At 67.5% G+C, this 12,706-nt stretch carries 10 protein-coding genes and 2 riboswitches; of the genes, 4 read left to right on the top strand and 6 right to left on the bottom strand.

The genetic code is table 11. The features are described from left to right. Nucleotides 1-334: 334 nt before the first annotated feature. Nucleotides 335-3,229 (bottom strand): aminomethyl-transferring glycine dehydrogenase, encoded by a 2,895-nt coding sequence (gcvP, locus tag AC3ANK_RS12960; protein WP_484171370.1) that lies wholly within the window; start codon nt 3,227-3,229, stop codon nt 335-337. A gap of 64 nt (nt 3,230-3,293) precedes the next feature. Next, nucleotides 3,294-3,415, bottom strand: a riboswitch (glycine riboswitch). Nucleotide 3,416: 1 nt separating this feature from the next. Beyond that, a riboswitch (glycine riboswitch) is annotated at nt 3,417-3,517 on the bottom strand. A gap of 333 nt (nt 3,518-3,850) precedes the next feature. Further along, nucleotides 3,851-4,051 (bottom strand): hypothetical protein, encoded by a 201-nt coding sequence (locus AC3ANK_RS12955; RefSeq protein ID WP_484171369.1) that lies wholly within the window; start codon nt 4,049-4,051, stop codon nt 3,851-3,853. 98 nt (nt 4,052-4,149) lie between these two features. Between AC3ANK_RS12955 and AC3ANK_RS12950 the strand changes: the two genes are divergently transcribed. The 4 genes from AC3ANK_RS12950 to AC3ANK_RS12935 all read left to right on the top strand — a co-directional run bounded on the left by AC3ANK_RS12950 (nt 4,150) and on the right by AC3ANK_RS12935 (nt 7,793). Next, the gene (locus tag AC3ANK_RS12950; RefSeq protein ID WP_484172880.1) at nt 4,150-4,437 is read left to right on the top strand and encodes an ESPR domain-containing protein; all 288 of its coding nucleotides are present in this window, start codon (nt 4,150-4,152) and stop codon (nt 4,435-4,437) included. After that, nucleotides 4,319-5,905, top strand: a complete 1,587-nt coding sequence (locus AC3ANK_RS12945) for a hypothetical protein (RefSeq protein ID WP_484171368.1) — start codon at nt 4,319-4,321, stop codon at nt 5,903-5,905. The genes AC3ANK_RS12950 and AC3ANK_RS12945 overlap by 119 nt, the downstream gene beginning before the upstream one ends. A 153-nt stretch (nt 5,906-6,058) precedes the next feature. After that, complete coding sequence (locus tag AC3ANK_RS12940; protein WP_206861177.1) at nt 6,059-6,478, top strand: VOC family protein; 420 nt, start codon at nt 6,059-6,061, stop codon at nt 6,476-6,478. A 61-nt stretch (nt 6,479-6,539) separates the two neighbouring features. Then, on the top strand, nt 6,540-7,793 hold the full coding sequence (locus tag AC3ANK_RS12935) for a multidrug effflux MFS transporter (RefSeq protein ID WP_484171367.1): 1,254 nt from the start codon (nt 6,540-6,542) through the stop codon (nt 7,791-7,793). Here AC3ANK_RS12935 and AC3ANK_RS12930 read toward each other — a convergent pair whose 3' ends face one another. From AC3ANK_RS12930 to AC3ANK_RS12915, 4 genes are all read right to left on the bottom strand, one after another. Then, entirely contained in the window at nt 7,794-9,077 is a 1,284-nt protein-coding gene (locus tag AC3ANK_RS12930; RefSeq protein WP_484171366.1) for an amino acid permease, read from the bottom strand. It abuts the gene before it with no gap. A gap of 159 nt (nt 9,078-9,236) precedes the next feature. Then, a complete protein-coding gene (locus tag AC3ANK_RS12925) occupies nt 9,237-10,331 on the bottom strand; it encodes an aromatic ring-hydroxylating oxygenase subunit alpha (protein ID WP_484171365.1) in 1,095 nt (364 codons plus the stop codon). Nucleotides 10,332-10,431: 100 nt separating this feature from the next. Further along, on the bottom strand, nt 10,432-10,602 hold the full coding sequence (locus AC3ANK_RS12920) for a hypothetical protein (RefSeq protein WP_484171364.1): 171 nt from the start codon (nt 10,600-10,602) through the stop codon (nt 10,432-10,434). A gap of 41 nt (nt 10,603-10,643) precedes the next feature. Next, on the bottom strand, nt 10,644-12,659 hold the full coding sequence (locus tag AC3ANK_RS12915) for a M2 family metallopeptidase (RefSeq protein WP_484171363.1): 2,016 nt from the start codon (nt 12,657-12,659) through the stop codon (nt 10,644-10,646). Between the last annotated feature and the right edge of the window lie 47 nt (nt 12,660-12,706).

Raw genomic sequence — 12,706 nt, 5'->3', positions numbered from 1 at the left:
CGGTGGCGCTGCGTGCGTCAGTACAACCCTTGCCGTCATGCCCGCGAGGGCCGGGATGCAGGCTGTCACGCGATCGGCTTTGTCACGTCTTTCCGCTGGTGTAACCCGGGTAAGCGAAGCGCACCCGGGACTGGTCGCGTCCCCGGGTGCGCTTCGCTTACCCGGGCTACAAAGGCGGGCTGGTCACCGGACCTGCACTCACGCCGGTCGCCGTCGGGAGAGGGGCTAACCGGCGCCGGCGAAAACCATCACGCCAAACGCGCGCCCAAACAAAACGCCCCGCACAAGGCGGGGCGTTCCGTAACCCATCACGACGAAAACAACAGAAGCCTGATCAGGCCTCCACCGCCTCATCGTCCTTGTACGCATCCACCGGGATGCATGCGCACATGACGTTCTTGTCGCCGTAGACGTTGTCCACGCGCGCGACCGGCGGCCAGTACTTCTGCAGGCGCAGGCTCGGCAGCGGGAAGGCGGCCAGCTCGCGCGGGTACGCGTGCGTCCACTCGCTCGCCGACACGGCCGTCGCGGTGTGCGGCGCGTTCTTGAGCGGGTTGTCCTCGCGATCGAGCTTGCCTTCTTCCACCGCGCGGATCTCGTCGCGGATCTGGATCATCGCGTCGATGAAGCGGTCGAGTTCGTGCAGCGACTCGGACTCGGTCGGCTCCACCATCAGCGTGCCGGCGACCGGGAAGCTCAGCGTCGGCGCATGGAAGCCGAAGTCGATCAGGCGCTTGGCGACGTCCTCGGCCGACACGCCGGTCGAATCCTTCAGCGGGCGCAGGTCGAGGATGCACTCGTGCGCGACCAGGTCGTTACGGCCGGTGTAGAGGGTCTCGTAGTGCGGAGCGAGGCGGCGAGCGATGTAGTTCGCGTTGAGCAGCGCGACCTGCGTCGCGCGGCGCAGGCCGGCGGCGCCCATCATCGTCACGTACATCCAGCTGATCGGCAGGATCGAGGCCGAACCGAAGCTCGCCGCCGACACCATGCCAACATCGCCGTTGCCGACGCCGTCCGTCTTCACGCCGTCGGCGTTCAGCGCACCGGGCAGGAACGGCGCCAGGTGCGACTTCACCGCGCACGGGCCGACGCCCGGGCCGCCGCCGCCGTGCGGGATGCAGAAGGTCTTGTGCAGGTTGAGGTGCGAGACGTCCGAACCCCACTTGCCCGGCTTGGCGACGCCGACGAGGGCGTTCATGTTCGCGCCGTCGGTGTACACCTGGCCGCCGTGCTTGTGGATGATCTCGCAGATCTCCACGACCTCTTCCTCGAACACGCCGTGCGTGGACGGGTAGGTCATCATGATCGCGGCAAGACGATTGCTGTACTTCTCGGCGTTGCGGCGGATGTCCTCGACGTCGACGTTGCCGTTGCCATCGGTCTTGGTCACCACGACCTGCATGCCGCACATCTGTGCGGAGGCCGGGTTGGTGCCGTGCGCCGAATCCGGGATCAGGCAGATGTCGCGATGCGCTTCGCCGCGCGAGCGGTGGTAGGCGCGGATCGCCAGCAGGCCGGCGTATTCGCCCTGCGCGCCGGAGTTCGGCTGCAGGCTGACGGCGTCGTAGCCGGTGCATTCGACCAGCATCGCTTCCAGTTCGCCGATGAGCTGCTGGTAGCCGGCGGCCTGCGCGCCCGGGGCGAGCGGATGCAGGTTGCCGAACTCCGGCCACGTCACCGGGATCATCTCGGCGGTGGCGTTGAGCTTCATCGTGCACGAGCCCAGCGGGATCATCGTGCGATCCATCGCCAGGTCCTTGTCGGCCAGCGAGCGCATGTAGCGCAGCAGCTCGTGCTCGCTGTGGTGCGTGTTGAACACCGGGTGCGTCAGGAACGCGCTGGTGCGCAGCAGGCCGTTCGGCAGCGCGTCCTCGACGGTCGCATCCAGCGCATCGACATCGACCTTCGCGCCGAACAGCGCGGCCAGCGCGACGACGTCCGCACGCGTGGTCGTTTCATCGAGCGAAATGCCGAGGCTGCGGCCGTCGATGCGGCGCAGGTTGATGCGGGCTTCGACGGCCTTGGCGTGGATCGCGTCGGCATCGACGTCGACCACGTGCAACGTGTCGAAGAAGTCCGTGCCGACGGTGATGCCGGCGTTGCGCAGTGCGGTGGCGAGGATGGACGCCAGGCGGTGCGTGCGGCGCGCGATGCGCTGCAGGCCGTCCGGGCCGTGGTAGACGGCGTACATCGACGCCATCACCGCCAGCAGCACCTGTGCGGTGCAGATGTTGGACGTCGCCTTCTCGCGACGGATGTGCTGCTCGCGCGTCTGCAGCGTGAGGCGGTACGCCGCCTTGCCTTCGGCGTCGATCGACACGCCGATCAGGCGACCCGGCATCGAACGCTTGTAGGCATCGCGGCACGCCATGAACGCCGCGTGCGGACCGCCGAAGCCGAACGGCACGCCGAACCGCTGCGTGTTGCCCACGACGATGTCCGCGCCCCATTCGCCCGGCGCGGCGATCAGCGTCAGCGCGAGCAGGTCGGTCGCCACGGCGACGAGGCCGCCGCGCGCGTGCACGGCGTCGGCGAGCGCCTTGTAATCGTGGATCTGGCCGAAGGTGTTCGGGTACTGCAGCAGCACGCCAAAGCTGTCGATGCTGGCGGCCTCGCTGTCATCGGCGACGACGAGCTCGATCTCGAGCGGTTCGGCGCGCGTGCGCAGCACTTCCAGCGTCTGCGGGTGCACGCCGTTTGATACGAAGAAGGTGTTGGACTTCGACTTGGCCGAACGCTTGGCCAGCGTCATCGCCTCGGCCGCCGCGGTGGCTTCGTCGAGCAGGGACGCGTTGGCGATCTCCATGCCCGTCAGTTCGGCGCACATCGTCTGGAAGTTGATGAGCGCTTCCATGCGGCCCTGCGAGATCTCGGCCTGGTACGGCGTGTAGGCCGTGTACCACGCGGGGTTCTCGAGGATGTTGCGCAGGATGACGTTCGGCGTGTGCGTGCCGTAGTAGCCCTGGCCGATGAAGCTCCTGAAGACCTGGTTCTTGTCGGCGATCGCGCGGATCTTGGCGATGGCCTCGACTTCCGTGATCGGCGCCGGCAGGTCCAGCGGCTTCGGGGACTTGATCGATGCCGGGACGATGGCGTCGGTCATCGCATCCAGCGAATCGAACCCGACCACGCCCAGCATCTGCGCGATTTCGGCATCGTTGGGGCCGATGTGGCGTTCGAGGAAGGCGTCGTGGTGCTCGAGGGCGCGCAGGGAGGTCTTCTGGCTCATGTGACGAGGGGCATCCAGGTTTGGCTCGAAAGCCGGGGCGTGCGCGGTCGCGCACGTGGAGTGCCCCTCTGTCCTTTTGCCTGAGAGTTTCAAAGCGCGGGGCGGGGGAGGAGACCCCGCTGGCTTCTTGCCCCTTCGGCGCCGGTTCCGGCCGAAGCGTTCGGCGCGGGCGGTCTCTCCAGAGTGTGAGCCGACGGCGGTAATGGGGCCTGAGCGATTCCGGGCGTTTGCGCCTTCGGCAGCGGCTCCGACCTGTTCAGGTTGGGCCGCTTCTCCCACCGTCTGCTGGGTGCGAATCATACCGGTCGCGGGGCGATCCTGCTCTGATCGCGGCCTTCGGGCCGCGCGCCAGGGGCCGCCCTGACCGGGCCGTGCGCGGATCCAACCGCCGCGCCCTGCGAGGGGGGGGGGCGACGTGACGGAGTGTGATTGAGCCGGGCGCCCGCCGGCGGTCGCAGGTGTCCGCACGCCTTTCGATCCCCGCTCGTCACTCCGGGAACACGGGATGCGCAGCATCGCGTTCCGTTCGCCACGCGAACCGGGTCACGTGATGCGCTCGCGTTTCTGTCCGTTGTGCAGGTGCATGCAGTCTTCTGTGTTTGCAGAAAGTGTCCAACCTCTTCAACGCATGCCGAGCGTCAAACCTGATTTCACCGTCGCGCCAAACGAGTCGCGCAACTCCTGATTTGGATGTGCCGAGTTGTTGGCCATAACGGCGCAGCGCATTTCCTGTCTTTGTCCTTCGCAATGGCATTTCTTTGCGACTTCAAAAGGTTCCCGGATTTTCGGACGAATCTGATTTGACGGAAGCGTTCCGTTCATAGGATCGCGCCGCGTTGAGAGTTTTCTCAGGGATTTATCTCAACTAATCGCGCGCATTCTCAAAAGAGACAGGTGATCCTTTGAACAAGATCTATCGGGTGGTTTGGAACGTTGAGCTCGGCCAATGGGTGGTCGCGTCGGAAGTGGCTAAGGGACGCAAGAAGAAGGCCTCCGTTGGAACAGGCGGCGCGGCCATGCTCGTCCTTGCGACGGCAATGGGCGGAGTGGGATTGTCCGGGCAGGCATCGGCAGCTATTGCCAACAGCGGTGAGCACCGCCGAGACGAACATCTCCACGCTCAACACGAACGTCAGCAACCTCGACGGCCGCGTGACGAACGTCGAGGGCTCGGTGTCCACGATCACCAACCAGCTGAACTCCGGTGAGATCGGCCTGGTGCAGTACGACGACACGGCCGGCATCGTGACCGTGGCGAAGGACAAGGCCGGGACGGCGGTGGACTTCCGCGGCTCGGCGGGCGCGCGTCGCCTGAAGGGCGTCGCCGCCGGTGGCGAGGACGAGGACGCGGTCAACGTGTCGCAGCTGAAGAAGATGGCCGATGCCATCGGTGGCGGCGCGAAGGTCAACGCCGACGGCTCGATCACCGGCCCGACGTACTACGTGACCAACGCCGACGGTTCGAAGTCGTCCGTCACCAACATGGGCGATGCGATCACCAACCTCGACGGCCGCGTGTACAACAACACCACGCAGATCCAGTCGATCAGCACGCAGATCAGCAGCGGCACCATCGGCATGGTGCAGCAGGCCGGGGCCGGCCAGAAGCTGACCGTGGGCAAGGACACCGACGGCAGCGAGGTCGACTTCGCCGACAACGCCGGCAACGCCCGCAAGCTCACCAACGTGGCCGACGGCAAGGTCGAAGCGGGCAGCAAGGAGGCCGTGAATGGCGGCCAGCTGCACGCGGTGAGCCAGTCGATGGCGAGCGCGCTGGGTGGCGGTTCTGTGGTCAATGCCGACGGCACGGTCACCGCGCCGACGTACACGGTGACCAACGCCGACGGTTCGTCCTCGCAGGTGAGCGGCGTGGAAGGCGCCATCAGCAACATCGACAACCGCGTCTATCAGAACACCACCGCGATCACCAACAACACCACCGCCATCAACAACCTTTCCACGCAGATCAGCAACGGCGAAGTGGGCCTGGTGAAGCAGGACGCAGCGACGCGCCAGATCACGGTGGCGAAGGACAGCGACGGCACGTCGGTGAGCATGGCCGGCACGGCGGGCGACCGCGTGGTGACGGGTGTCGCGGCGGCCAAGGCCGACAACGACGCGGTGAACCTGGGCCAGTTGAAGTCGGCCGGTGTGATCGGTGCGAACGGCGAGACGAAGTCGGTGGTGACCTACGACGACGCCGGCAAGTCGAGCATGACCATGGGCGGCGAAGGCGCGACCACGGCGGTGACGATCCACAACGTCGCCGACGGCGTGGCCGATCACGACGCGGTCAACGTCGGCCAGCTCAACCAGCGCCTGCAGCAGAACACGACCGAAGTGCTGGTCCAGGCCAACAGCTACACCGACCAGAAGCTGGGCGACGTGTGGACGGGCATGGACAAGCTCGCGACGGAGATGGCGAAGCAGGACAGCCGCATCAGCCAGCATGGCGCGATGTCGATGGCCGAAGCGCAGATGGCGTCCGGTGCCGCCGCGGCGGCGGTGGGCAACCCGAACGGCGCGTGGTCGGTCGGCCTGGGTTCCGAGCAGGGGCACGGCGCGATCTCCGCCGGCTACGCCAAGCCGATCGGGGCGAAGAGCCAGATCAGCTTCGGCGCGGCCTTCAGCGGCGACGACCACTCGATCGGCGTGGGGTTCGCACACCGGCTCTAATCGACACGGAAGCACGGGCGCCTCAGGGACGAGGGCACGCGAAGGACGGAGCAGGCGACTGCTTCGTCCTTTCGTGCGTGCGGTCGCACGAACAGGCGCGTCGCGCAAACGGGGGCAGTTGTATCCTGTGCGCCCGTTCGCAGGATGCCGTCGATGCCGACACCGCCCTTCCAGTTGCAGCAGATCGACCACGTCGTGCTGCGGGTCCGCGACGTCGCCGGGATGGTGGCGTTCTACTGCGACGTGCTGGGCTGCACGGTCGAACGCCGGCAGGAGGCCATCGGCCTGATCCAGCTCCGCGCCGGCGCCAGCCTGATCGACCTGGTCGACGTGGACGGCACGCTGGGCCGCAAGGGCGGTGCCGCGCCGGGACGCGAAGGCCACAACATGGACCACCTCTGCCTGCGTGCCGAACCGTTCGACGTGGATGCGATCGTCGCGCACCTCACCGCGCACGGCGTGCGCGTCGCGGAGTTCGGCTCGCGCTACGGCGCGCAAGGCGAGGGCCCGTCGCAATACCTGTACGACCCCGAAGGCAACCTCGTGGAGCTGAAAGGTCCGCCCGACGCCTGACGATCAATCGCGCCGGGCGCAGGCGCGTCCGTGTTCGCAGAATCGAAACCAACCCGAGCCGATGCCCGCACAACCCGCCACGCTGTCCATCCCCGTCCGCCGCCTCGCCCTGCTGCTCGGTGGGCTGGCGATGTTCGGGCCGTTCTCGATCGACACGATCTTTCCTGCGTTTCCGGCCATCGGCGCGCAGTTCGGCGCCGACAAGCTGGCGATGCAGCAGACGATCAGCGTCTACCTCATCGCCTACGCGGTGATGAGCATCGTGCACGGACCGCTGTCGGACGCGATCGGTCGCCGGCGCGTGATCCTCGGCGGATTGATCGTGTTCGCCATCGCTTCGGTCGGCTGCGCGCTGTCGAAGGATCTGCCGACACTGCTGGCGTTCCGCGCGTTGCAGGGGCTCTCGTCCGGCGTCGGCCTGATCGTCGGCCGCGCGGTGATCCGCGACGTGCTGCACGGCGACGACGCGCAACGCCTGATGAGCCAGGTGTCGATGATCTTCGGTGTCGCGCCCGCGCTGGCGCCGGTGATCGGCGGCTGGATCCTCGGCGTCGCGCACTGGCCGGCGATCTTCTGGTTCCTGGTGGCGTTCTCGGTCGTGCTGCTGGTGGCGACCTGGCGCATGCTGCCGGAAACGCATCCGGCCGACGCGCGCCTGCCGCTCGGCCCGCGCCGCCTGCTGCGCGATTACGCGGCCATCGTGATCAACCCGCGCTTCCAGCGCCTGGCCGCGGCCAGCGCGTTCAACTTCGCCGCGTTGTGGGTGTACATCGCCTCGGCGCCGGCGTTCGTGCTGGACATCCTCAAGCTCAACGAACGCCAGTTCGGCTGGTTCTTCGTGCCGATGATCAGCGGCATGATCCTGGGCGCGTTCGTGTCCGGACGCAGCGCGGGGAAGATCAGCGGCGCGAAGCTGGTGTCGATAGGTTTCGCGTGCTCGGCCATCGCGATGGCGCTGAACCTCGCCTACAACCTGTGGACCGACGTGCCCGTCGTGCCGTGGGCGGTGCTGCCGATGATGCTCAACGCGTTCGGCATCGCGCTGGTGTTCCCGATCGTCACGCTCGCGATCCTCGACATGTACCCGCGCCAGCGCGGCTCGGCGTCGTCGTTGCAGGCGTTCACGAGCCTGGTGCTCAACGCGGTGATCGCCGGCGTGCTATCGCCGTGGATCAGCGACCACACGCTGTGGCTGGTCGCGACCTCCATCGCGTTCCTGGCCATCGCGTACGGCTTCTGGCGCTGGGAAGCGCGCGTGTCGCGGATGCGCGACGGCAGCGGTGCGGCGTCGGCCGTGCCCGGGGAAACGCTGTAGTCAGGGCTGCGTCGCGACGCGGCGATGCCGCATCCACGCATACAGCGGCAGGCCCGAAAGGATCAGCACCGCGCCCCACGCGAGCGCTTCGGTGCCGATGCCGGACAGCGCGTAGAGGCTGTACGCCAGCGCGAGCGCGGCGATGGCGCGGCTCGCCGCACCGGTGCCACGCACCAGCCACGCGGCGCTGCTCACCACGTACGGCAACAGCGTGGCGGCGGTGGAGAGCAGGATCGAGAAGGTGAATACCTGCACCAGCGAGCGGCTGTAGTTCGCCGCGACCAGCGCGCTGGCGAGCAGGCTGCTGACGATCACGCCGACCACCGGCGTGCCGCCCTTGTCGAGTTTCGTGAACGGCGTCGGGAACATGCCGTCGCGCGCCGCGGCGAGCGGCAGCTGCGCCGACAGCAGGATCCAGCCGTTGAGCGCGCCGAAGCAGGAGATCGCCATGACCACCGCGAGCGTCACGCCCGCCGCCGGGCCCCACAGCGCACGCGCGGCTTCGGCCATCGGCGCCTGCGACTGCGCCAGCACGTCGCGCGGCAGCAGCCCGAGCACGGCGGTGCAGGCGAGGATCGTCGCCACGCCGGCCAGCAATGTGCCCAGCACCGTCGCGCGCGGCACCGTGGATTGCGCGTTCTCGGTGGAGCCGGCGGGCACGGTCGCCGCTTCCAGCCCGAGCATCGCCCACAGCGTGAGCGCCACGGCCGCGTTGGCGACCTTCGGCAGCGAATCGGCGGTCGGGTTGAACGGCGTGTAGTACTTCGCATCGACGAACCACAGCGCGACCAGCCCGAACAGCAGCAGCGGCAGCAGCTTCAGCGCGGTGGTGACCAGCTGCAGCCGGCCCGCTTCGCGCAGGCCGATCAGGTTCACGCCGCTGCATAGCCACAACGCGCCCAGCGCGCACGCCGCCGTGCGCAGCGGCGTGGCGGTGAGCGCGGGGAAGATCGCGCCGACGCTGCCGGCGAAGGCGACCGCGATCGCCGCCGTGGCGCACCAGATCGAGATCCAGTAGCTCCACGCGATCACGAACCCCGGCACGTCGCCGAACGCATTGCGCGCGAACACGTACGGCCCGCCGGTCTGGGGCCAGCGCGTCGCCAGTCGCGCAAAGGTGATCGCCAGCAGCATCGCGCCGGCCAGCGTGATGCCCCAGCCAAGCAGGCTCGCCGCACCGAACGGCGCCAGCGCCGCCGGCAACAGGAACGCGCCGGAGCCGATCATGCTGCCGACCACGAGCGCGGTGGCGGACCAGAAGCCAAGGGGGCGGTTGGGCGTCATTGGGTGGGATCGTTGTCGAGGGTGCGGAGATTACCGGTGCGGGCGTCGCTCTTGAGCCGTCGTCGCCGCGAAGGCGGGGATCCATCTGTCCGGGATGATCCTGCCTTCCGGAGAGCGTGATGCACTCACGGCTGGATTCCGCCTTCGCGGGAATGACGGCTAGGAAGCATCGGCCCGATACACCGCCCGCAGCAGCTCATGGAAATGATGCACCGCGTTCTCGCGCAGCGGATTCAGCCGCCCCGGTTCGTACGAGCCCGACGCCAGCCCGCGCTGCACGTCCTCGCAGATCGTCAGGTCTTCCAGCTGCACTTCGTCGCTGAAATCGCGATCGGCTTCGCGGCGCTGGTGTGCTTCGTCGCTTTCGTCCACCGCGTAATAGAAGTCGAACTCCACGCGGCACCGGTCCACGCCCTTGGGCACGACGCGGTTGGTCTGCAAGCGGCCGGGCAGGATGTTGAGCATCGTGTTCGGCCACAGCCAGTAGTACAGCGCGTCGCCGTCGCCGTAGAGACCGTCGCCGCTCTCGAGCGGGCTGAACTGGTACGAGTACCACTGCGCGGTCTCGGTGATGTAGCTGCGGTAATCGAGCAGCTTGTTCAATCCCGGATGGATGTGTGGGACGTGGTAGCCCTCGAGGTAGTTGTCGACGTAGACCTTCCAGTTGCACGCGACGTCGTAGCCGACGCGGCGATGGTGGCCGTAGCGTTCCAGGTGGCGGTTCGCGCCGAGGCGCGCGTCGATGCCCTCGACGAACGCATCGAAGTCCGGCGCGCGCGCTTCGTCGACGGCCGCGAACACCATCCCCTGCCACACGCGCACGGCGAGCTGCGGAAGGCGGATGTCGCCGGGCACGAAATCGGGCGCGGTGCCCATCTCGGGTGCGGAGCGCAGCACGCCGTCGAGCGTGTACGTCCAGCCGTGATAGCGGCAACGCAGCGATCTGGCGGCGAGGCCGTCGCAGCTGGCGATCGGACCGGCGCGATGGCGGCAGACGTTGTGGAACACGCGGATCGCGCCATCCGCACCGCGCACGGCGATCACCGGCAGGCCGGCGAAGTCGCCGACCACGTGATCGCCTGCGTCCTTCAACTGGCACACGTGCGCGAGCAACTGCCAGCCCGCGTCGAAGATCGCCCGCCGATCCAGCGCCGCCATCGCCGCATCCGCGTAGAAGCGGGCGGGCAGGGCGGTGGCGCGATCGAGCGGTTGGCTGGAAAGCGCGGCGGGGTCGAGCAGGTCCGGACGATTCATCAGGGCAGCCTACCGCGCGTGCAGGGCAAAGTCGCGGTTCGGGTGGGTTGCCAGATGTTCCGACGAACCCGCCTGGCACGACCTTTTCCCGCGAATGGTTTCATTTGTAACATTGGCCTTGCCGGGCTGAAGGCTGGCGGCTCGCTCCGGAAGTCGTCGTTCCGGCGAACACGGAGAACAGGGAAGGCAACATCCGCATCACGCTCTGATCGGGCGTGTCGCGCGGCGCGTCGATCGCCGCGTGTCGCGCAGCAAAAAGAAAGGCCGGCATTCGCCGGCCTTTCCTTCATCCACAAACCAGGCGAGCGCGTATCAGCCCTGCGTCGCCGGCTTTGGCGTTTCCGCCGCCGGCGTCGCCGGAGCGGCGGGCGCCGGCGTGGCGTCGGCCTGCCAGCCGCAGGTCTTGCCTTCGTTCTGCTGCTTCAACCACGTCTGCAGCGGGCCGAAGTATTCCAGCACCGCCGAGGCGTCCATCTTCTCGCCGCCGGTGAGTTCCTTCAGCGTCTTCTGCCACGGCTGGCTCGCACCCTTGCTCAGCATCGCCTGGAAGCGCGCGCCGGCTTCCTTGCTGCCGTAGAAGCTGCACTCGTACAGCGGACCCTGGTGGCCCGACGCGTCGCACAGCGCCTTGTAGAACTGGAACTGCAGCACGTGCGAGAGGAAGTAACGCGTGTACGGCGTGTTGCCCGGCACGTGGTACTTCGCGCCCGGATCGAAGAACTCCTCGCCGCGCGCTGTGGACGGCGCGACGCCCTGGTACTTCGCCTTCAGTTCCCACCACGCCTTGTTGTAGTCGGCCGGCTTGATCGAGCCGTCGAACACGCCCCAGCGCCAGCGGTCGATCATCAGGCCGAACGGCAGGAACGCCACCTTCGCCAGCGCCATGCGCATCTGCGCGTTCACCAGCGCTTCCTCGCTGACCTGCTGCTCGCCGGCCAGGCCGATCGACTGCAGGTACTTGGGCGTCATCGCCAGCACGATCGTGTCGCCGATGGCCTCGTGGAAGCCGTCGTGCGCGCCTTGCTGGAACAGCGGCGGCAGCTTGTTGTAGGCCAGGTAGTAATAGACGTGGCCGAGCTCGTGGTAGATCGTGGTGAAATCTTCCTCGTTCGGCTTGATGCACATCTTCGTGCGCACGTCGCCGGACATGTTCATGTCCCACGCACTGGCGTGGCAGACCACGTCGCGATCGCGCGGCTTGATGAACTGCGTGCGGCCCCAGTAGCTCTCCGGCAGCTTCTGCATGCCCAGCGAGGTGTAGAAGTCCTGCGCGCGCTCGGTCATCAGCTTGGCCGAGGCGAGGCGGGCGTCCTGTTCGATCTGCGCCAGTTCGGCGGTCGAACGCTTGCCCGGGTTCTTCGCCAGTTGCGCTTCCTGGGTGGCGCGGTACTGCGATTCCAGTGCGCTGGTGATTTCCGGAACGCTGGCGTTCGGATACGGCGCCAGGATGTCCCACAGGTTGCCCCAGTCCTGCTGCCACATGTTGCCCATCAGGTGCGCGGGCAGCATGTTGCCGGCGACGTGGCCGCGATCGGCGCCGTACTTCGCCTCGAGGCGCGTGCGCGCGTAGCAGTGCAACTGTTCGTACAGCGGCTTGACCTGGCCCCACAGGCGGTCGGTTTCGGTGGCCATTTCGGCCGGCGTCATGTCGTAGCCGGAACGCCACATCTCGCCGGTGTCGGCGAAGCCCATGTCGCGCGCGCCCTGGTTCACCAGTTCGACGAAGCGCGTGTAGTCCTGGCGCATCGGCTTGGAAATCGTGTGCCAGCCCTGCCAGGCCTGCAGCTGTTCGTCGTAGTCGCGGCTGTTGCGCAGCACGTCTTCCAGGTCGCCCAGCTGGCGGCACTGCTTCGCGTCGCCTTCGCCGGTGCAGTACGTGCCGGCGCCGTACATGCCTTCCATGCGCGTGGCGATCTTGGTGAGTTCCTCGAGCTTGGCCGGATCCTTCGGCGGCGGCATCGCGGTGCCGAGCTTGAGCAGCTGGATCGCGCGCGCGGTCTCGGGCGACATCTGCTGGCCTTCGAAGCGCTTGGCCTGTTCGATCCAGGCGTTGAGCTGGGCGAGGTAGCGCTCGTTGGCCTTGGCCGACAGCAGCTGGCTGTCGTCGTTGATGTAGGTGGACGACAGCCACTGCGCGGCGGTCATCTCCGGATACATCTTCCGGTACTCATCGTTCACCCGGGCGATGAACTGGTCGGCGGTCTCGCCGGCCGGCGCGGCAGGCGCTCCGGTGCTCGTGGTGGCGGGGGTCGGTTCCTTCTTGCAACCGCCCAGGCCGAGCACGGCCGCGGTGATGCTGAGCGCGAGCAGCGCGCGTACGTGTTTCATGATGGCTCTCTCCGGGATTGAACTGCCCGCCATGGATGGCGGCTCCG

It is taken from the genome of Lysobacter sp. SCRH-1R, from assembly GCF_057747855.1.
The sequence above is the reverse complement of the archived record's forward strand: the minus strand, read 5'-3'. Positions and strand labels throughout refer to the sequence as shown.